15 protein-coding genes and 3 pseudogenes are annotated in these 21,925 nt (G+C 39.4%); 15 read left to right on the top strand and 3 right to left on the bottom strand.

Annotation, left to right across the window (positions count from 1 at the left end):
- Positions 1–42 precede the first annotated feature (42 nt).
- On the bottom strand, positions 43–861 hold the full coding sequence (locus BSO02S_RS17320) for a PRD domain-containing protein (protein WP_066070141.1): 819 nt from the start codon (positions 859–861) through the stop codon (positions 43–45).
- A gap of 370 nt (positions 862–1,231) precedes the next feature.
- Between BSO02S_RS17320 and BSO02S_RS28320 the strand changes: the two are divergent.
- A pseudogene (locus tag BSO02S_RS28320) lies at positions 1,232–1,384 on the top strand (nitrous oxide-stimulated promoter family protein); the annotation flags it as partial.
- Between the two features lie 89 nt (positions 1,385–1,473).
- On the opposite strand, the gene BSO02S_RS17315 reads toward BSO02S_RS28320, so the two are convergent.
- Positions 1,474–2,964 (bottom strand): peptide MFS transporter, encoded by a 1,491-nt coding sequence (locus BSO02S_RS17315; protein ID WP_066070138.1) that lies wholly within the window; start codon positions 2,962–2,964, stop codon positions 1,474–1,476.
- A gap of 277 nt (positions 2,965–3,241) precedes the next feature.
- A complete protein-coding gene (locus BSO02S_RS17310) occupies positions 3,242–3,577 on the bottom strand; it encodes a DoxX family protein (RefSeq protein WP_244906742.1) in 336 nt (111 codons plus the stop codon).
- A gap of 431 nt (positions 3,578–4,008) precedes the next feature.
- On the opposite strand from BSO02S_RS17310, the gene BSO02S_RS17305 reads away from it, so the two are divergent.
- The 14 genes and pseudogenes from BSO02S_RS17305 (at position 4,009) to BSO02S_RS17245 (ending at position 21,691) form a co-directional block, all read left to right on the top strand.
- Positions 4,009–4,773 (top strand): MerR family transcriptional regulator, encoded by a 765-nt coding sequence (locus BSO02S_RS17305; protein WP_066070133.1) that lies wholly within the window; start codon positions 4,009–4,011, stop codon positions 4,771–4,773.
- A 177-nt stretch (positions 4,774–4,950) separates the two neighbouring features.
- Positions 4,951–6,564: an acyl-CoA dehydrogenase family protein gene (locus BSO02S_RS17300; protein WP_066070130.1), complete on the top strand. Its 1,614-nt coding sequence runs from the start codon at positions 4,951–4,953 to the stop codon at positions 6,562–6,564.
- 267 nt (positions 6,565–6,831) lie between these two features.
- Positions 6,832–7,845, top strand: a complete 1,014-nt coding sequence (locus BSO02S_RS17295) for an ABC transporter ATP-binding protein (RefSeq protein WP_066070127.1) — start codon at positions 6,832–6,834, stop codon at positions 7,843–7,845.
- Entirely contained in the window at positions 7,826–8,794 is a 969-nt protein-coding gene (locus BSO02S_RS17290) for an ABC transporter ATP-binding protein (RefSeq protein WP_066070124.1), read from the top strand. The genes BSO02S_RS17295 and BSO02S_RS17290 overlap by 20 nt, the downstream gene beginning before the upstream one ends.
- 54 nt (positions 8,795–8,848) lie before the next feature.
- Positions 8,849–10,474 carry an ABC transporter substrate-binding protein gene (locus BSO02S_RS17285; RefSeq protein ID WP_066070121.1) on the top strand — a complete coding sequence of 542 codons (1,626 nt, stop codon included), beginning with the start codon at positions 8,849–8,851 and terminating at the stop codon, positions 10,472–10,474.
- 86 nt (positions 10,475–10,560) lie between these two features.
- Positions 10,561–11,568 carry an ABC transporter permease gene (locus tag BSO02S_RS17280; RefSeq protein ID WP_066070118.1) on the top strand — a complete coding sequence of 336 codons (1,008 nt, stop codon included), beginning with the start codon at positions 10,561–10,563 and terminating at the stop codon, positions 11,566–11,568.
- 14 nt (positions 11,569–11,582) lie between these two features.
- Entirely contained in the window at positions 11,583–12,482 is a 900-nt protein-coding gene (gene nikC / locus BSO02S_RS17275) for a nickel transporter permease (protein ID WP_066070115.1), read from the top strand.
- Positions 12,483–12,976: 494 nt separating this feature from the next.
- A pseudogene (locus BSO02S_RS28680) lies at positions 12,977–14,581 on the top strand (M4 family metallopeptidase); the annotation flags it as partial.
- A 6-nt stretch (positions 14,582–14,587) separates the two neighbouring features.
- A pseudogene (locus BSO02S_RS28675) lies at positions 14,588–16,312 on the top strand (Xaa-Pro dipeptidyl-peptidase); the annotation flags it as partial.
- A 204-nt stretch (positions 16,313–16,516) separates the two neighbouring features.
- A complete protein-coding gene (locus tag BSO02S_RS17265; protein WP_066070112.1) occupies positions 16,517–16,714 on the top strand; it encodes a hypothetical protein in 198 nt (65 codons plus the stop codon).
- The gene (locus tag BSO02S_RS17260; RefSeq protein WP_066070109.1) at positions 16,707–17,264 is read left to right on the top strand and encodes a PepSY domain-containing protein; all 558 of its coding nucleotides are present in this window, start codon (positions 16,707–16,709) and stop codon (positions 17,262–17,264) included. The genes BSO02S_RS17265 and BSO02S_RS17260 overlap by 8 nt, the downstream gene beginning before the upstream one ends.
- A 359-nt stretch (positions 17,265–17,623) precedes the next feature.
- Positions 17,624–18,217 carry a CalY family protein gene (locus BSO02S_RS17255; protein ID WP_066070106.1) on the top strand — a complete coding sequence of 198 codons (594 nt, stop codon included), beginning with the start codon at positions 17,624–17,626 and terminating at the stop codon, positions 18,215–18,217.
- A 117-nt stretch (positions 18,218–18,334) separates the two neighbouring features.
- The gene (locus BSO02S_RS17250) at positions 18,335–19,942 is read left to right on the top strand and encodes a M4 family metallopeptidase (RefSeq protein ID WP_174524258.1); all 1,608 of its coding nucleotides are present in this window, start codon (positions 18,335–18,337) and stop codon (positions 19,940–19,942) included.
- A gap of 135 nt (positions 19,943–20,077) precedes the next feature.
- Entirely contained in the window at positions 20,078–21,691 is a 1,614-nt protein-coding gene (locus BSO02S_RS17245; protein ID WP_066070102.1) for a M4 family metallopeptidase, read from the top strand.
- Positions 21,692–21,925 lie beyond the last annotated feature (234 nt).

Raw genomic sequence — 21,925 nt, 5'->3', positions numbered from 1 at the left:
GCAGAATCTAAAAAAGCTTGGATACAATGATATCCAAGCTTTTTAACGTTGTCTCAATCTCTCAATATGAAGGGTTAAGTAACCTAGTTCCTGTTCTGGCAGGTAAATGCCATGATTTTGTGCAAGCTCCTTGGCAACTACCTGAGCACATTTAAAGGAAATGGAGAATTTCCTTTTTAACATTTTCAGCATCTCATCGTCCATTGTGTGAAGCTCAGAATTGTTGATTCGAGAAAGGCTATAGCGAAGATGGGTTATTAATCGTTGGTAGGATATATCATCTTCTTCAATCACTATGTCCAGAAATCCCTTTATTTTTTGGACCATATCGCTTATGATTGCTGTTTGCCTAATGATTAGTTTCATATCACCGCCTTGAAGCTTGGCAGTATGGATGTGTAGGGCAATATAGGCCGCTTCATCAATGGGCATTTTAATAGTTGTCTTCTTTTCAATATACTTGATTGCCCACATACCTATCTCGAATTCTTTCTGATATAGTACCTTAATTTCATTGAGGAGCTTATTTTGGAGATGAATGCCATCGTTTATTCTTTCCATTGCAAAAGACAAATGGTCTGTTAGTGCGATATGAATATGTTCATTTAATTTAGAGCCAAGGTATTCTTCTGCGTAGGTGATAACCTCTTCTGAAAGAGCGAAGTGTTCTTCTGGTATCTGAAGAAGTAGCTGTTGGAATTTCTCATTTTCTTTCATGACAAATAATTTTTCAATTTTACTAGGGTTAATGATGTCGTTTTTCCCCTTTTGAAAAGCAATCCCGGCTCCAATGGCAATCTTTTCTTCATTATTATCTGAAACTACAACCGCATTGTTATTCAGGATCTTTTTGATTTTCAATTAACGCCATCTCCTCGATTTGGGACCTTTTCAAAAAGTGAATTCCCGCCTATATTTGTTTGGAAAAATTAATCTATTTATTTCTTGATATCGTTTTCTTTTCTCCTTATAACCCATATTACAATGTAAAACACAGATGGTCTACCGTTTGAAGAACTTACATCAATGGAAACAATAAATTGTCCCGAATTTGTTAAGACTCCCCCATGGGAAACTAGGATGGTGTGGTTTGTTCTAATAAAGAAGTATATGTAAGTCACGAGGGGGGACGAAGATGGCAAGACAAATGATTGATCTATAGTGTCCAAGGAAACTTCATCATCATCATGAATTATGCAAAGAATGTCAGGACTTAAATAACTATGCCTTAAAAAGGCTCCCACAGTGCCGATTTGGCGAAGAAAAGGCCGCCTGTTCCAACTGTACTGTGCACTGCTATAAAACGAAATACCGCCTAAAGATGAAGGCTGTCATGCGCTACTCCGGCCCTTGGATGCTATTGTATTATCGGTTTGTTCTGTGAAGCATTTATTGAATAAAAAAGGGACAAGACACTTTACGCATTAATTGCTAAGTGTCTTGTCCTTTTTGCGTTCATAACCCGATTAAAGATTAGCGAACACCTTTCATGTATCCCTGAATCTTCGGTGATAGCATAAATAGCAAAATACCAAGCGCGATGGAGGCGCCACCGATCACACCAAAATAGGTCATTTCCGTTTCAGGTTTGTAAAATCTAACGAGTTGTGCATTGAGCCCTTGTGCAGCAGCATTTGATAAGAACCATAAGCTCATCGTTTGTGCTGAGAAGGCTGCTGGCGCTAACTTAGTAGTCGCTGATAAACCTACAGGTGATAATAATAATTCCCCGAATACACAAACTAAATAACTAAGAACAAGCCATAAAGGATTTACTAAAGAATTTGAACCGCCAAGGTAAGCTGGCAGTAAAATCACTAAGAATGATACCCCTGAGAATAGCAGAGCGAACGAAAATTTTTGCGGAATCGTTGGCTGGCGTTTCCCCAATTTAACCCATAACCAAGCAAATATTGGTGCAAAGATGATAATAAATAATGGGTTTAATGATTGAAACCATGCCGGTGAAATATGGATTCCTGCAAAATCTAATTGCGTACGTTCATCCGCATAATTGGCAAGAATAGTTGAGCCTTGCTCTTGAATCGACCAAAACATAACCGATGCAATAAATAACGGAATATAGGCGATAATTCTTGAACGCTCGACAACTGTTGTTTTCGGGCTTTTGTACATGACAATGAAATATAAAGTTGGAATCAAAAATCCAAGAATTGTCACTATATTAATGAATGTCTTAAACGTTAGAAGTCCTCTTGGGATTAAGATAGAACATAAAATAGCAATAATTACTACACTTATTCCAAAAATAGTAAAGGTTTTTTTCTTTTCAGATGGTGACATTGGATTTGCAATGATTGTACCAGCAAGTCCAAGGTTTTTCTTCTTTGTTAAAGTAAACATGACTAGTCCCAAAAACATGCCGACAGCGGCAATACCAAAACCAATGTGGAAGCTATAGTCCATTACGGCTCCAACAATTAGTGGAGAGATAAATGCCCCCAAGTTAATCCCCATAACAAAAATGGTAAAACCTGCGTCACGACGATTGTCTTGTTCACTGTAAAGTTCACCGACAACGCTTGAAACGTTTGGCTTAAGCAATCCTGTACCAAGGACAATCAATACCATGGATATGAAGAACATTGTGACACTGCCAGGAATGGCGAGGACAATGTGTCCAAACATAATCAATACTCCGCCGTAAAACACTGACCTCGAAGTACCGAAAACTCGGTCAGCTAACCAGCCGCCAATGATTCCGGACATATAAACAAGTGATCCATAAATGGACATGATTGAAAGCGCAAGGGTTTTATCAAGCCCCAAGCCGCCTTTAGAGACCTCGTAATACATATAGAATACAAGAATTGCCCGCATTCCATAATAGGAAAAACGCTCCCAGAACTCTGTAAAGAAAAGTGTGAACAATCCTTTTGGATGTCCGAAAAATCCTGTTTGTGGTACACTATCCACAATTTTCTGTCTATTGAAGTTTGACATGAAACAACCTCCTTTATATTATATTATAATACTTTCTGTCGTTTTGAATTGTCAAAAACTTTTTTTTGGCAAATAAGTTATAAAAGAGCCAAACCCTTGATAATACTATATTAAGAGGATATGGTTGAATAAAAGAAAGTTTTTTTAAAATAATAAGCCGATTCTGATTAAACTGATTTCCCTTATAACAAAGGGAAAAAAAACGAGATTTAGTGAGAGACAAACAAAAAGACACCGACAATTGTCGGTGCCTAACTTTTGGGTAAAAGTCAGCTATTTATTTGGGGTGCCGGTTATAAATAATGATTAGAATTACTAACATTACGATGTCTAACCTGGCGTTGAAAGCAAATTGGAGAATGCCGGCGTGTAAGGATGGTACCTTTGTTAATAGAAGGGCTGCAATCATGATAGCAATGAGAGGGATCGCAGCTTTTTTAACAGCCTTATTGGCTAAAATTAATATTCCGCAAATAATCTCTAGTAAGACCACGATTTTTAACATTTTATGAGGATAAGGCAATCCTAAATTGATAAAACCGGCGGCTAACTCAGCACTAATTAATTTCATTAATCCGGAAGTAATAAAAACGTAGGCCACTATATATCGCAAAAGTTTAATAGTTGACTGTGTAGCAATAATGGAAAATCCCCCCTTTATAAAATGTATGCTTAAGGAGGACAAACCATCACTAGAAATCTAATCAAACAAGGGTAAGCCTCGTGCAAAATTGCTCAATCACATTGATGACGACAAGAGGTTTGAAGGGCTTGAAGAAACTGATAACATACTTCTTGAATCCGTATATGCGAATCGAGATGAAATGGGTGTAAACAATCATCATAATCGCCAGGGTCATCGGAACATGAGCATCGGCAGTTGGGGATTTCCACCATGTAGTATGACCGGATCCAGCAACCCGAGATGGACAAATGCCTTTCTGTGGTGTCAGGCACCATTTTTTTCTCCAAAATATAGGCATAATAGTGATTGACATTGACGTTGCGTGAAGGTGTATCGTTAGGTTATGAGGAGGTGAACGAATGGAGTATACAGTGCAGAAACTGGGCAGTTTGGCAGGGGTTAGTACGAGGACTCTTAGGTATTATGATGAAATTGGAATTCTTAAGCCGGCAAGAATTAACTCTTCAGGATACCGCATATATGGGCAGGCGGAAGTGGATCGCCTCCAGCAAATCCTATTTTACAGAGAATTAGGCGTTAGTTTAGATAGGATAAAGGAAATCGTCACCGCACCTTCCTTTGATGGTGCTGCCGCACTTATAGAACATCGTGAAAAACTCCTTGAGAAAAAAGAACAGATAGAATTATTGATTGCCAATGTGGATAAAACCATCGCATTAACGGAAGGGAGAATGAACATGTCAAATAAAGAAAAGTTTGAAGGCTTTAAGAAAAAAATGATTGATGAGAATGAGGAAAAGTATGGAAAAGAAATTCGTGAAAAATATGGGGATGATACGGTTGATAAGTCAAATGGCAAACTTCAGAATATGACCAAGAAGCAGCATGATGAAGTCACAGCATTAGCGGACCAAGTAACGGAAACCTTAGCTGTTGCATTTAAAACCGGTGACCCCGCAGGAGAGTTGGCCCAAAAAGCCGCTGACCTGCACAAGCAATGGCTATGCTACTATTGGAATGAATACAGCAAGGAAGCCCATGCTGGTCTTGCTCAAATGTATGTGGATGATGAACGGTTTACTGCCTATTATGATAAAGCGCAGCCAGGGACAGCTGAATTTTTAAGAGATGCCATTCACATTTATACTGGGATGAAAAAATAAATCATTTGGTAAATACACACAAAAACCCTGTAAACAGGCAGCAGCCTGACAGGGTTTTTGTGTAAAATTAAGTAATCCTCACCTAGAGGGTCTTGAATTAATTGTCCTTTCCTAATCGTACATATTATAATAATATTGAATATTTAGAATTATTAATGAAAGAGGAGTGATTATTCAATGAACATAGCTTCCCAAGGAACAGAAACAAAAGGAAAAAACACCTATTCTTTTGACGATTTCCTAGAAAATCGTGAAAACCTTGATTGGTATCGTGACGAGCCATTTTTACAAAAAGCGGTGAAACATTTTACCGGTTCGCGGTATGAACAGATCAATAAGGAAATCTTAAAGTTTTCCCCAACTGTTTCTGGCGAATGGAATCGTTTAGCTGAACGAACCGCCAGGCCCGAAGTCCGCCCATATATGCTCCACTATGATGCTTTCAATCACCGAATTGATCGGGTTGTCCGTCCGATGGAAGTTCATAAATTGGAACGAGGAGTTTTTGGTGAAGGCCTTTTCTCTAGTAAGATTGGACCTTGGGAAAGCTTTGTGAAAAGAATGTTAATCCATCAATTAGGAGAAGCCGGTGTGACATGCCCGATGACATGTACGCACGGATTAATTGCCTTGCTTGATCATTTTCCGAATGGGGAGTATCCAGAACTTGATGGGATTTTACAGCATACGAAGGAAGGATTATCCGGGGAATTTGCGATTGGCGCCCAGTATATGTCTGAAATCCAAGGCGGGTCCGACCTTCCGGCCAACCTTCTCGAAGCCGTTCCAGAAGGGAAACGCTTCAGATTATATGGAAATAAATTCTTCTGCTCTGTCGCACATGCCGATTATTCTGTTGTTACCGCTAAAGTAACAGGTAGCAACAAGGTATCTGCCTTCATTGTTCCGTCTTGGCTGCCAGGTGACAAAGAAAAGGAAAAGAGAAATAGTTATCAAATAAACCGAATTAAATGGAAGTTGGGTACTGCGGAAGTACCAACAGGTGAAATTCAATATAACGGTGCGGTGGCCTACCCAATTGGTCCAATGGATAAAGGAATTGCCATCGCAGTGGGGATTGTTCTTACCTTATCACGCCTTGAAATCGGGATTGCCTGTGCCGGATTTATGCTCCGGGCTTCAAGAGAAGCGAACCTTTATAGTGACTTCCGGACGGTTTTTGGTAAAAAGGTGAAAGATTATCCACTTGCAGCGAGCAAGTTAAAACGAATTGAAAATGCTGCCGAGCGGACGACGGCTGGTGCGTTTAAGATTTATGACCTCTTCTTAAAACTAGGGAAACCGCTCAATCCGGGAATTAAATCAGATCAGCCAATTGAAATAAGAAAACAACGATTCAATTTAAGAGAACTTGTTTTATTACAAAAAATCTGTGTAACCAATGAGGGCGCAGACGTATTACGTGAAGCCATTTCTATTTTTGCCGGCCACGGGGTGATGGAGGAATTTTCTTCGCTGCCGCGAATTTTTCGGGATGTAGTAGTAAATGAACAATGGGAAGGCCCGCGTAATCTATTGTTAACACAAATATACCGGGATCTTCAAAGAGTATCAGATTGGTATACTCCTGCTGAGTTTGTTGGCAGTGTGCTTGAAGGGGCTTTAGAAGAAACAATCAAGGGTTATTCAGAGCGGATTGAAGACCTCCTGCACAAGCCGGTTTTAGGTGATGTAAGCGAGGCATCTATGAAAGCCGCTACTGAGTGGGATGAATTTTGTGATTCATTCTTTAAGGCATTTCAGGAAACAGCACTAAATAAAATTAACTAGCTATTAAAATGGATGGTAAAGTTCTATCATTGAGAAGCTTGGATGGTTTTATCTTCTTTCTGCCACTGGCTTCCTCGTGTTTGCGCTGATACCTTTTGTATGCGAATTTTGTCGATTACTTTTTTAAATTTTTAAAATCTTGTGACAAATTTCTACAAAATCCCCTATACTAGGTATGTAATAATGGTTACAAATGTTCATTAAATTTTAATATTTTAGAAATTACTTTAATGAATGAATAATAGAATAGCTAAAGTAGGTGTAAATTTGGACAAAAGACCTATACTTCGTTTAAACGATTTGAGAGTGTCTTTCCAATCGGGGAAAAAGTTTGTCCCTGCCGTGGATGGTATCAGTTTCGAATTAAAAGAAGGAGAAATTCTTGGCATTGTAGGTGAATCCGGAAGCGGTAAGAGTGTCACTTCGTTAGCGACCATGGGATTGATTCCCGCACCGCCTGGAAAAATCGATAACGGCGAGATCATTTTTGAAGGAAATGATCTAATAAATATTTCTGAAAAAGAGTGGCGAAAAATCCGTGGGAATCAGATTTCAATGATCTTTCAAGAGCCGATGACATCATTGAATCCATTATTTACGATTGGAAATCAGCTAATGGAAGCCATCCGGTTACATACTGACCTTACTAAGTCACAAACTAAGGTCCGAAGCATGGAACTATTGAAGCTCGTTGGAATTCCAAGGGCAGAAGGAATTCTGAAAGAGCATCCACACCAGTTATCAGGTGGGATGAGGCAGCGTGTCATGATCGCTATGGCAATGGCTTGCAATCCTAAGGTGCTGATTGCGGACGAGCCTACAACAGCCCTTGATGTAACGATTCAGGCACAGATCCTAGAGTTAATGAAGGATTTGAATAAAAAAACCAATACATCAATCATTCTAATTACCCACGATTTAGGTGTTGTCGCAGAAATTTGTGAACGAGTGATTGTTATGTATTCCGGTCAAATCGTTGAACAGGGGAGCGTTCACAAAATTTTAAAAGACCCGCAGCATCCATATACAAAGGGCCTGTTAAAATCTGTGCCGGACTTACGTGGCAAAAAAGACCGTCTCTACAGTATTCCAGGAACGGTCCCTGCACCGGGAACTATTCAGAATGGCTGTCGATTCGCAGCAAGATGTGAAGAAGCATTCGGTCAATGCCGCACAGAATCACCGGAACTATATAAGTCGGAAAAAGACGGACATGAAGTGCGCTGTTTCCTACATACATTGAAGGAGGGGAGTGACAAACATGTCGGAGTTACTTCTTGAAGTAAATGGACTAAAAAAATACTTTCCGATTACTGGCGGAATTTTTGGAAGGAAACAAGGCGAGGTCAAGGCGGTTGATGATGTTTCCTTTTATGTTAAAAAAGGAGAAACATTGGGAATCGTCGGTGAAAGCGGTTGCGGGAAATCGACAACCGGTCGATTGCTTATGCGTTTGATTGAGGCCAGTGACGGTACGGTGGTTTTTGAAGATAAAGAAATTACAAGGATGTCAAAATCAGAATTAAGAAAAACCCGTCGGGAAATCCAGATGGTTTTCCAGGATCCGTATGCATCACTAAATCCAAGGCATTCGATTGAACAAATCCTTGAGGAACCGCTCATTGTCCATGGTATTGGGACCAAAGAGGAACGTAGAAAACAAGTAAGGGAAATGCTCGAGGTGGTCGGCTTAAGCAGTTATCATGCAAAACGATATCCGCATCAATTCAGCGGCGGGCAGCGTCAGCGGATTGGGATTGCGAAGGCATTGATGACCAAACCGAAGTTGATTATTGCCGATGAACCTGTATCGGCACTTGACGTTTCCATTCAGGCTCAGGTTCTCAACCTAATGAAGGATATTCAAAAGGAATTTCAGCTTACCTACATATTTATCGCGCATGATTTAGGTGTGGTTCGACATATCAGTGATCGGGTCGGCGTAATGTATTTAGGTAGATTAATAGAGTTAGCAGAAAGTGAAATTCTATACGAAAATCCAAAACATCCTTACACGAAAGCACTGCTTTCTGCAGTTCCAATCCCAGATCCTGATATTAAGAAGAAAACAATTTTGATCGAAGGTGAGCTGCCAAGTCCGGCGAATCCACCTACAGGCTGTGCCTTTCATACGAGATGTTCACAAGTAATGGATATTTGTAAAACAACTAGACCTGGAGAAAGCAATCTAAACGGTCATCTTGTTGCATGTCACTTATATAACGAGTGATATGCTGCATTAATGATAAAAAAACAAAAAAAGTACAGGGGGTAAACAAAGCTTATGAAGAAAAAGTCTTTTATGATGCTGTTGATTTCTTTATTAGCCATCAGCATGTTTTTAGTTGGCTGTAACAGCAAAACGAGTGATGACGCTAAAACAGATGGTGGAAAGAAAGATCCTGACACTAGTAATGTCAATAAAAAGGATACGCTTGTGTATGGCCGCGGTGGAGATTCCACTTCATTGGACCCAATCACAACAACTGAAGGTGAAACATTTAAAGTCACGATAAACTTATTTGAAACATTGTTGGTATATGGAGACCAGGATACAACAATTAAACCAGGGCTTGCAGAAGAGTGGAAAACTTCGGATGATGGCTTGACTTACACATTTAATCTTCGTAAAGGTGTAAAATTCCATGACGGTACTGATTTCAATGCAGATGCTGTTGTCTACAACTTCGACCGCTGGATGAACGGGAATGAAGAGAAATTCCCTTATTATACGATGTTTGGCGGATTTAAGAAAGATGAAGGGCACGTAATTAAAGAAGTTAAGGCCGTTGATGAGAATACAGTACAGTTTGTATTAAAAAGACCACAAGCACCATTCCTAAAGAACATCGCAATGTCCATGTTTGCGATTGCGAGTCCGACAGCTTTAGAAAAGTGGGGCGATGATTTTAGAAGTCACCCAGTTGGAACAGGTCCATTCAAATTCGTTGAATGGAAACAAAAAGATAAGATCGTTATTGAAAAAAATCCAGATTACTGGCAAAAAGATTTACCAAAGTTAAACAAAATTATCTTCCGTGTCATTCCTGAAAATACAGCACGTCTTAATGCCCTTGCAAATGGTGAGATCGATGTGATGGATGGACTAAATAACTCGGATGAAGCGACTGTATTGGCGAACGATAAATTGCAAATTATTGAAAGACCATCAATGAATGTTGGGTATATTGGTTTAACAACTACTCGTAAACCATTGGATAATAAGCTTGTTCGTCAAGCGATTAACTATGCAATCGATAAGAAAGCGATTATTGATGCATTCTATGGTGGTAAGGCACTTCCAGCCAAAAACCCTATGCCGCCATCTATTGAAGGATATAACGATGCCATTCAAGAATATCCGTTTGATTTAGAAAAAGCGAAAGCATTATTAAAAGAAGCAGGGCTGGAGAAAGGCTTTACAATGGACTTATGGGCAATGCCTGTAGCACGCCCATACATGCCGGAAGCACAAAAAGTTGCAGAGGTTATTCAAGAAAGCTTAAGTAAAGTTGGCATTAAAGCAAATATAAAATCTGTTGACTGGGCTACTTATTTAGAAAAAGCAACAAAAGGTGAGTTTGATTCCTTTATGCTTGGATGGACTGGCGACAATGGTGACCCAGATAACTTCATCTACACATTGCTCGATAAAGACAGTATTGGCAGCAACAACTATGCCCAATACAGCAATGACGAATTGCATAAAATTTTAATCGAGGCTCAAACGGAAACTGATCAAGAAAAGCGGAATGAGCTTTATAAAAAAGCACAGGAAATCATCCATGAAGATGCTCCATGGGTGCCGCTTGTACACTCTACACCACTGTTAGCTGCTGCGAAGGACTTACAAAATTACCTTCCGCATCCAACGGGTTCTGAATGTCTGAGCAAGGTAGAATTTAAATAATTACTGGATAAAGGGGAGGGAGTCTTGCCTCCCCTTTTGATTAATCAAAGACTCTTTGATTATTTTTGAAAAACGAGGTGAAATACTTGTTAACGTATACGGTCCGCCGTGTTTTATCTTTAATACCCGTATTAATAGGAATGACACTCATAGTTTTTGCCATTATCCATGCCATCCCCGGGAATCCTGCTCAAGTAATTCTTGGACAGAGGGCAACTGCTGAATCAATTGCAAATCTAACAAAAGCATTAGGCTTGGACAGGCCATGGTACATACAATACTTTGATTATATTAAATCATTGCTCCAAGGAGATTTAGGGGTTTCATTACAAACAAGAGGTCCTATTAACCAAGAAATCTGGCCCTACTTGGCAGCAACCGCAGAATTAACAATTGTGGCCATGGTCATTGCCATTACCGTTGGAGTAAATGCCGGGATTATCAGTGCCTGGTTCTCAAAATCGTGGTTTGATTATGTTGCAATGATACTAGCACTTATTGGCGTATCGATGCCGATCTTCTGGCTTGGCCTGATGGAGCAGTGGGCATTTTCGATTGAACTAGGCTGGCTGCCTACTACCGGAAGAGAGAATGTTAGAGATCCAATTACAGCAATTACGAATTTCTATTTACTCGATACACTAATGCAAGGAAGATTTGATCAATTTGCAATCGTCTTAAAGCATTTAATCCTTCCAAGTATTGCACTTGCCACCATCCCGATGGCGATTATCGCCAGAATGACCCGTGCCTCAATGCTGGAGGTTATGAAGTCAGATTACATTCGTACAGCCCGTGCGAAGGGGCTAAGGATGTTTTGGGTGGTGTACAAGCACTCCTTAAAAAATGCGATTATCCCAGTTCTTACAGTTATCGGTTTACAGACAGGACTGTTATTAGGGGGAGCAATTCTAACGGAAACCATCTTTGGCTGGCCGGGAATTGGCAGATACCTATACGATGCAATCGGCTACCGTGATTATCCTGTTATTCAGTCAGGGATATTACTCATTGCAGCCATCTTTGTACTCATTAATTTAATCGTTGACTTATTATATGTCTTTGTTGATCCGAGAATTAAATATACCAAATAAAGGAGGGATCAAACGTGGCAGAACTTGCAAAAAACACAGCGGACATCGCGACAATCCCTGTCGAGGAAAAGCTGACTCCTCCGTGGAAGGAAAACTGGAGATTATTTTATAAAAATAAATTAGCAGTTATTGGCTTAGGTATTGTCATCTTTTTTATCATTATCGCAGCCATAGCTCCATGGCTGGCACCATACAGCTATAAAGCGCAGGTATTGACCGAACGGATGCAGGCACCGTCCAGCAAGCATTGGTTCGGTACTGATGACTTTGGCAGAGATATTTTTTCACGTGTTTTATATGGAGCTAGAATTTCCCTATGGGTTGGTTTTTTCTCGGTATTAGGATCTGTTGTCATTGGGACATTGCTTGGAATTGTGGCTGGATATTATGGGCGCTGGGCTGATACAATCATCTCTCGTATCTTTGATATCATGCTTGCTTTTCCCAGTATTCTGTTGGCGATTGCAGTGGTCTCCGTTTTGGGTCCATCACTACAAAATGCATTAATTGCCATTGCAGTTATTAATATTCCGAACTTTGGCAGGTTGATAAGATCAAAAGTATTAAGCGTGAAGCAAGAGGAATATATTATGTCTGCCCGTGCTGTTGGAATGAAGGATACTCGAATCCTTCTCAGGCATATTCTACCTAACAGCGTGTCTCCAGTAATCGTCCAAGCAACCTTGGCAATTGCAACAGCCATCATCGAAGCAGCTGCCCTAGGTTTCCTTGGATTAGGGGCCCAGCCTCCAACACCGGAGTGGGGGAAAATGCTTGCGGATTCAAGAAATTACATCACACAAGCGCCGTGGACATTATTTTTCCCTGGGATGGCTATCATGCTGACCGTCCTTGGCTTTAACCTAATGGGTGATGGCCTAAGAGATATCCTCGATCCCAAAATGAAACAATAAAAGACTCTCACCTGAGTCTTTTTTTTTGGCTATGTGTAAAACTTTAATGAAAGTTTTTAGAATAACAAGATTTAGGGGAAAATGTTTTATAAAAGACAAAAAGACTTTATAAATGGAAAATAAGTATATTGGCATGTTGAAAAACTATTAAATTAATACTATAATTAGTCCGACTGTTCTCTATTTGGAACATTATTGAACCCTATAAGGAACAAGTGTGATATGTAAATATCACGGATATTGGTAGCTGCTATATTCCAAAGGAGTTACTAATTACCCTATAAAACAATTCAAAGAGAGGTGGTTAATGGATTTCAAGAAAATGGAATGCTAGATGAATTAGAAAACTTAAATTTGTGAAGGTAAAGGGTAGGCGAAAGGTGGGGGTACATATGCATACTCCTGTTAGTAAGAAGTAATGCAAAATTAATTAGGCTGGTACGTTGAATCAATCAATTTTTACTAGAATAATATTTTATTAGGGGGCGCGATAATTGAAGGGGAACAAGAAAATCCTATCCTCGGCTTTGGCTCTATCCGTTGTTCTTGGGACACTGGGTACGGGTGCTTCAGCTACTACAAATAAGGAATACAAGATTCAATATAATAAAGAGTATAATACCCCGTCTTTCATTGCGGATAAGTGGGCTCCAGAATCGAAAAAAGGGCTAAGTAAGAGAGATATTGCCTTTTCCTATCTTGAGGAGAACAGTAAAAAGTTTAAATTAAAAGGTGATATGAAAAAGCACTTTAAAGTAACGAAAGAACAAGCAGATAAAAAGACGGGCACCACTCACTTTAGGCTTATGGAGCAATTTAAAGACATCCCCATATTTGGATCGGACTCAACTCTAGCACTTGACGAAGATAATAATGTTTCCTCTTTCTTCGGTGCGGTTGTCCCTGATCTTGCGGATAAAAACATCAATACAGAGGCAGCTATCTCCGATAAAGAGGCAATCAAAATAGCTAAAGAACGTATTGAGAAGAAAATTGGCAAGGTAGACCAGTATGATGGGGAGGCCAGTGCCGAACAGTTTATCTATGAAAACGATGGTAAGTTCTATAACACGTATCTTGTCAAAGTTTCAACGATGGAACCTAAGGTCGGCTATTGGCATTATTTCATTGATGCCGCAAATGGTAATGTTGTAGATACCTATAATGCTGCAGAGGAAATTACGGCATTCGGTACTGGCGTTTTTGGTAACAAGCAAATGTTTGAAGCACAACTAATTAATGGAGTATATGGACTTAATGATACGACTCGAGGCAAAGGAGTCGTTACTAATGATGCGAAAAATAGCAATAAAATGGTAACGAGCGCTGGTCTAATGTTCAAAGATGGTGCGGCCGTTGATGCCCATGCCAATGCACAGAAAGTCTATGATTATTTTAAAAAGACCTTTGATCGCAATTCGGTCGATGATAATGGACAACAACTAATCTCTGCTGTCCATGTAAATACTAACTGGAATAACGCTTCATGGAATGGTAAAACGATGTCGTATGGTGATGGCGATGGGGTTGCCTATTACAATTTCGCAGGTGGATTAGATGTTGCCGCCCATGAGATGGCCCATGGGGTAACAGAACATACTGCAAATTTGGTCTATCGAAATGAATCCGGTGCCTTAAATGAATCCATGTCAGATATATTTGGTTCCATGGTTGACAGAGGCGACAAGGAATGGTTAATCGGAGAACAGATTGTTAAAGATGGAAGAAAAGCACTTCGTTCAATGAGTAACCCAGCTGAAATTGTTGACGTTAGAACTGAAAGCGGTTACTCGCCGGACCATTGGAGCAAGCGCTATACTGGCACGTTAGATAGTGGCGGAGTTCATATCAACAGCAGTATCAATAACAAGGCTGCCTATCTGATTTCTGAGGGTGGTAAGCATTACGGCGTAACGGTAAAAGGTGTTGGCCGCGATGCAACGGAGCAAATCTATTATCGTGCCCTATCAAAATACTTAACAAGCAGTTCAAACTTTACCATGATGAGACAAGCAGCCATTCAAGCTGCGACAGACTTATACGGTAGTGATTCAGCACAAGTTAAAGCTGTCCAATCCGCCTATACTTCTGTTGGCGTGAATGATCCTTCAACAAAAATTGAACTAGAAAACGGAATGACAAAGCCTATTTACTCAACTGATGATGCAATCATTGAGAATCTGTTTGTTGAAACTACAGTAGACAGTGATCGTGACGGCAAACGTGACCGAATCTCCATGCAAGTGATGAGGCCAAAAACTGAGCCAGGCGTTAAAGTTCCTGTCATTTATGAGATAAGTCCGTATCGTTCTGGCATCTTAGACGTGCCTGTCTATAATGTTGATGTTGAACTTACACCGGTACCTGAACTGAATGGTCAAAAAGGAGGCAAACCATACGCAGTAGCAAATGCTCAGCCGGCTAACCTTGGTTCAATTGGAAACTACTATGTCCCGAGGGGATATGGTGTCATCCTAGCTGAAAGCATTGGAACTGGAAAGTCAGATGGCTGTCCAACAACCGGAGATGAAAACGAGACTCTCGCTGCAAAATCAGTAATTGATTGGCTAAATGGCAGTGCAAAAGCATACACAGCTGACGGAAAGGAAGTTTCCGCAGACTGGTCGACTGGAAACGTTGGAATGACAGGTACTTCTTATAATGGTACATTGCCAAATGCTGTTTCTACAACCGGCGTTAAAGGCTTAAAAACAATTATCCCCATCTCGGCAATTAGCAGCTGGTATGATTATTACCGGTCAAATGGTGCCGTAATTGCACCCGGAGGATATCAAGGTGAGGACGCTGACAATATGGCAGCAGCTGTATTGACAAGAAAAATGCCTGAAGTATGCCATAAGCTAATTGATGAATTTACAGTTGGATTAGATAGGAAGTCGGGAGATTATAATAGCTTCTGGGATAAACGTAATTTTGTCAAAGATGCAAAAAATATCAAGGCGAGTGTTTTTGTTGTTCATGGTCTTAACGATTGGAATGTAAAGACAAAACATTTCGACCAATGGTGGAAAGTTCTAGAACAAAATAATGTTCCACGGAAGATGTGGCTTCACCAAGGCGGGCATGGAGGTACTTCGACAAACAATTGGAAACAAGCTGAAAACAAATGGTTCGATTTTTGGCTTTACGGGATTGACAATGGAACTATGGACGAACCTGCAGTAGATGTTCAACGTGAGGACAAAACCTGGCAGAAACAATCTAATTGGCCAGAAGCAGCTGCCGTTCCGGTTACATTCAAGTTGGATACGGTTGAGGGAGGTTCTTCAGGTGCATTAAGCAGCTTGCCGGTTGCTGATAAACCAAATGAGAAGAAGTCTCTAATCGATGATCCGAAGAAAAAAGCAGATACGTTAATTACAAATCCTGAATTGGATAATCCGAACCGTCTTGTATATATGACTCCGTCACTTACGGAAGATGTACGAATCAGTGGTACACCTGTCGTAAGCCTAAAAGGAAGCATTGACCGTCCAGTTTCCAATTTGACTGCCTTGCTTGTTGATTATAGCGGTTCTAAACCGGCAATTGTAACGCGGGGCTGGATGGATCCGCAAAACCTACAAAGTGCTGATCGTTCAGAACGACTTGTTCCAAATCAAGAATATACATTTAAATGGGATATGCAGCCTGATGATTATGTATTTAAAAAGGGAAGCAAGATCGGTCTAGTTATAATCGCCACTGATTATGATTATACTCAACGTCCTTCCGGTGGAACAAAAATCACTATAACACCGACAAGCAGCGAATTCATTTTACCGATTGTCGGTGGAATTAACAAAGTAGATTTTGAAATTAAGAGGTAAAAGAGTTAGATAGCAGGATTTTTTATATGCGGTACGAAAATTTCCCGGATCTTAAATTGAGCCGACATCTGATGATACAGATAGCCGGCTCAATATCCATAACATCCTACGTATAAAATTATCTAGTTATTGTGTGAGAGTATATAATTGAAATTTCGTTAAAGAAAGTTAATTGAATCATAGACCTGTAAGAGGAGCGATGATATGAAAATTTACAAGAAAGTGGTTTCTACTGGTTTTGCCCATCCGGCTGTACTTGGTACATTTTCTACGGTTGGTTCGCTTGCCACTACTCTGGAAATTGAAGCCCAGTGTCCAAAGATTGAACCTATTGATGGGCAGATGTCACCTTTGTTGTTTGTAGAAAACTGGGCGCCGGAATCGAAAAAAAAGCATGAGTAAGAAAGACATAGTCTTTGCCTATCTTAAAAAGAAAAGCCCCAAATTGCAATTAAACCACTTTAAAGTGATAGAAGAACAGGCTGATTATAAAACCGGTACTCACCACTTTAAATTGATTCAGCAATATAAGGGCATTCCTATTTATGCTTCAGATATAACCGTCGCATTAGACAAAAATGATCATGTAATGGCATTTTTCGGAGAGGTATTACCTGAGCTTGATGATAAAGACCTCAATAAAGTTGCTGTTATATCTGACAAGGAAGCTATTAAAATAACGAAAACTGCAATTGAAAAAAAAATAGGAAAAGTAAAACAGTATGATGGTGAAGTGACTGCCGAGCAATATATCTATAAATATGAGGGTAAGTTCTACAACACCTATCTTGTAAAAGCTTCAACGGTTGAACCTAAGGTGGGCTACTGGCACTATTTTGTTGATGCCATTAACGGTAGCATTGTGGTTAATTATAATGCCGCGCAGGAAGTGAAGGCGTTTGATAGGCTGAATTCAATAACAAGTAGTTCCGATAATCAGGTAAAAGATTAAAATTTTTATTTTTCAAAAAATAAAGAAAAATAGAGAATGAATTAGAAAATCGAAGAAAAGTGTTCTTTATAAAGTATAAATAGCTATATTTGCAAGTTTGAATTCATAGTAAACTAGTTTATACTAAAACCAAGTGGTTCTCTATTAAGGATTAATTGAACTGCAATTAAGAATATGTTAATGGGTTTTTTCAAGCTTAGTAACTAGGTAGTTTCTTCTAAAGTGAAGACTAAACGACCCTTTAACAAAGTAAAGAGGAGGTTATTGATTAAAAATAAAAGTTGCTTTGAAATGTACGTACTCGCTAAACAAACAGGGATGGCGGCACTATTTTTAAAAGATGAAGAGGAGGAAATAAAGTGAGTATAAAGAAAAAACTTGGTTTAGGTTTAGCTTCAGCAGCACTCGGCCTATCATTAATCGGCGGGGGTACATATGCATATTTCAGCGATACAGAAGTAACGCATAATACATTTGCTGCAGGTACTTTGGATTTGTCTGTTGATCCTGGCGTGCTTGTTAACCTTAAAGATCTTAAACCTGGCGATACGATGGTGCGTGATTTCAAATTAGCCAATAAAGGCTCCTTGAAAATCAAAGACGTGAAATTAAAAACTGACTATACTGTCACTGATGCCAAAGGTGATAATGGTGCTGGAGATTTCGGGGAACACATTATGGTTAGATTCTTATGGAATTGGGACAAAGAAAATGAACCTATTTTTGAAACAACACTAGCAGATTTAAAAGCAATGAGCCCAGATCTTGTTCAGAAGTCCATTTTAGATCCATTCTTTAAGAAAAATAGTGGACTTGAACCTGGAGCAGTCAATGACCTATGGGTACAGTTTGACTTCGTTGATAACGGTAAGGATCAAAACGTTTTCCAAGGTGACACTCTTAATCTTGATTGGACGTTTATTGCCTCTCAAATGGCTGGAGATGCAAAATAAGATAGTTATCTAACCTTTACCGACTATTATTCATAGAATATAGAATTGTAGTCCTTGAAGATTCATCGTCCAAATTGAATTTATTGTTATATAACTTGGAGGGATAGTTAAATGAAAATAAATAAAAAAGTTATTTCCTCTGCTTTTGCATTATCCATTGCACTTGGAACCTTTGCGTCAAGTGGCTTGGCTGCAAGTCCGCAGGAACCACATTTCAAGTATAATGCGGAGTATGGAACGCCTTCCTTTATGGGTGAAACTTGGGCTCCAAAAACGAAAAAAGGGCTAAGTAAGAGGGATATTGCCTTTTCTTATCTTGAGGAAAATGGCAAAAAATTTAAACTAAAAGGTGACATGAATAAGAACTTTAAAGTAATTCAAGAACAAGCCGATAATAAATTAGGAACCCATCATTTTAGACTTGTTGAGGAGTATAAAGGTATTCCAATTTTTGGATCTGATTCAACTTTAGCACTGGATAAAGATAACAATGTTACATCCTTTTTCGGTGAGGTTGTACCAAATCTTGACGATAAAAATATCAATACAGAAACTGCTATTTCTGAAACTGAAGCAATCAAAATAGCAAAAGCAGGTATTGAAAAGAAAATTGGCAAGGTAGACCAATATGATGGTGATTTTAATGTTGAACAGTTTATCTATGAACATGATGGTGCTTTCTATAACACTTATCTAGTAAAAGTTTCTACTGTTGAACCTAAGGTTGGTTATTGGCATTATTTCATTGATGCTACAAACGGAAATATTGTTGATCGATACAATGCATCTGATGAAGTCATCGCATTTGGTAACGGAGTGTTTAACGACAAGCAGATGTTTGAAGCCCAATTCATTGACGGGGTATATGGACTCAACGATACGACTAGAGGTAAAGGGATTGTCACCAATGACGCAAAGAACGCTAACAAAATGGTAACTAGCCTAAGTAAAATGTTTACAGATGGGGCAGCAGTAAATGCCCATACATTTGCACAAAAGACATACGACTATTATCTAAAGACCTTTGGTCGTAATTCAGTAGATGATAAAGGATTTAAATTAGTTTCTGCTGTCCACGTAAATAACAACTGGAATAACGCCTCCTGGAACGGAAGACAAATGTCTTACGGTGATGGGGATGGTGTGAACTATTACAATTTTGCCAGCGGATTAGACGTTGCTGCGCATGAGTTGACTCATGGAGTAACGGAGTATACAGCCAATTTAATCTATTCATATGAGTCCGGTGCTCTAAACGAATCTATGTCTGATATCTTTGCTAAAATGGTTGACAGAGATGATCCAGAATGGCTAATTGGAGAGAAGCTTATTAAAACTGGAACAAATAAAGCACTTCGTTCTATGAGTAACCCGGCTGAAATTGTTGATGCTAGAACTGAAAGCGGTTTCTCGCCTGACCATTGGAGCAAGCGCTATACTGGCACATTAGACAGTGGCGGCGTTCATATCAATAGCAGTATTAATAATAAAGCTGCTTATCTGATGTCAGATGGTGGGACACATTACGGTGTTACAGTGACTGGGGTAGGGCGTGACGCAACAGAACAAATCTATTACCGTGCCCTTACAAAATATTTAACAAAAAGCTCTAACTTCTCTTTGATGAGATCAGCAGCCATTCAAGCAGCAACAGACCTATATGGAGCTAGTTCCAAAGAAGTTAAAGCTGTACAACAAGCGTACACGGCTGTAGGTGTTTTCTAAATTTAAACAAAAGAAAGAGGGTGCCTCAAACTTAATCATTTGGGGCATCCTCTTATTTCGGAAAAAGAGTTCTGCCCATGCTATGATAATGTCTAGCAAAATAGTAGTTTAAATTTATTTTGGAGGTTTAGACAATTGAAATTAAACAAAAATGTGATTTCCTCTACTTTGGCCCTGTCCGTTGCCCTTGGGACGTTTGCTACAGCTGGTTCAACCGTAAGTGCACAGGAATCAAAGATTCATTATAGTTCTGAGTATGGTACCCCTTCCTTCATCGGTGAAACCTGGGCTCCTAAAACAAAAAAAGGGCTAAGCAAAAGAGATATTGCCTTTTCCTACCTCACTGAGAATAGCCAAAAGTTTAAAATTAAAGGGGACATGAAAAACCACTTTAAAGTTAAAGAAGAAAAGGCGGACCAAGGAACAGGCACTCACCACTTTAGGCTCGTTGAGCAATATAAGGGAATTCCTATATTTGGTTCTGAATCAACTTTAGCCTTGGATAAAAGCGATAATGTTACATCATTCTTCGGCGAGGTTGTGCCTAATCTTGAGGATAAAAATATCAATATAGAGGCTGCAATTTCAAAAAATGAAGCAATTGACATAACTAAAGAAGCTATTGAAAAGAAAATTGGCAAAGTGGACCAATACGATGCTCCAATTAATGCGGAACAGTTTATCTATGAACATGATGGAGCATTTTATAACACCTACCTTGTCAAAGCCTCTACTAGCAATCCTAAGGTTGGATACTGGCATTATTTCATTGATGCAACAAACGGAAATATTGTGGATCATTATAATGCAGCACAGGATCTAAGTGCATTTGGAATGGGGGTACTTGGTACAAAACAGCTGTTGGATGTTCAATTTATTGATGGATTGTATGAGCTTCGTGGGTTTTCGCGAGGAAAAGGTATTATCACATATGATCAGTCAAGCGGAAAAAATGTCCTCGTCACAAGCTTGTCTAAATCTTTTCATGATGGAGCAAGTGTGGATGCACATGGAAATGCAATGAAGACCTATGATTATTTTAAAAACACATTTGGGCGTGATTCTGTCGATAATAAAGGACAGCAATTGATTTCTGCTGTACATGTTGGTGATAAGTGGAATAACGCATCATGGAATGGTGTACAAATGTCATACGGCGATGGTGATGGAATCACACGGGCATTTTATTCGGCTGCATTGGATGTGGCAGCCCATGAGATGGCCCACGGTGTTACTCAACATACAGCCAATTTAACCTATCGAAATGAATCCGGGGCATTAAATGAGTCTATGTCCGATATATTTGGTGCAATGGTTGACAGAGATGACTGGTTGATCGGCGAAAATGTTGTTGTAAACAAAGATGAAAAAATCGCGATTCGTTCAATGAGTAATCCAGCTGAAATTGTAGATGTGAGAACTGAAAGCGGTTATTCACCAGACCATTGGAGCAAGAGATATATTGGCACCTTAGATAGTGGCGGCGTTCATATTAATAGTAGTATTAATAACAAGGCAGCATATCTGATTTCTGATGGCGGCACCCATTATGGTGTAACAGTACAAGGCGTAGGCCGTGAAGCAACAGAACAAATCTATTACCGAGCACTAACTCTTTATTTAACGCAAAGTTCAAACTTTAGTATGATGAGACAAGCTGCCATTCAAGCTGCAACAGATTTATATGGAGCCAGCTCTAAACAAGTTAGAGCGGTACAACAAGCGTATACTGCAGTTGGAATTAATTAATATTTAAGGAGGGGTGTCTCGAAACTGACCTTTTTGGGGCACTCTTTATTTTATTGGGAGGAATTGAAAAAAAATCTTAGTACAAATTGTTATCTGGCAAAGGAAAATCACTTACATAGAAAGAAATATTAATGTAAGAATAAAAATTAATGGAAAATACAAAATATTGAGGCAGCTCGAGTAATATTGAGGAAACGAACGAAAACAACCATTTATAAAGAACAAATGGTTGAA

This window comes from Neobacillus soli NBRC 102451, assembly GCF_001591665.1.
Classification (GTDB): domain Bacteria; phylum Bacillota; class Bacilli; order Bacillales; family Cytobacillaceae; genus Neobacillus; species Neobacillus soli.
Note: the sequence above shows the minus strand (reverse complement) of the source record. Positions and strands in the feature narration are given on the sequence as shown.

Coding starts and splice junctions, on each gene's coding strand:
- BSO02S_RS17305 (WP_066070133.1), top strand. CDS start 4,009: ATGGAGTATACAGTGCAGAAACTGGGCAGTTTGGCAGGGGTTAGTACG.
- BSO02S_RS17265 (WP_066070112.1), top strand. CDS start 16,517: ATGAAAATTTACAAGAAAGTGGTTTCTACTGGTTTTGCCCATCCGGCT.
- BSO02S_RS17290 (WP_066070124.1), top strand. CDS start 7,826: ATGTCGGAGTTACTTCTTGAAGTAAATGGACTAAAAAAATACTTTCCG.
- BSO02S_RS17315 (WP_066070138.1), bottom strand. CDS start 2,964: ATGTCAAACTTCAATAGACAGAAAATTGTGGATAGTGTACCACAAACA.
- BSO02S_RS17285 (WP_066070121.1), top strand. CDS start 8,849: ATGAAGAAAAAGTCTTTTATGATGCTGTTGATTTCTTTATTAGCCATC.
- BSO02S_RS17300 (WP_066070130.1), top strand. CDS start 4,951: ATGAACATAGCTTCCCAAGGAACAGAAACAAAAGGAAAAAACACCTAT.
- BSO02S_RS17260 (WP_066070109.1), top strand. CDS start 16,707: ATGAGTAAGAAAGACATAGTCTTTGCCTATCTTAAAAAGAAAAGCCCC.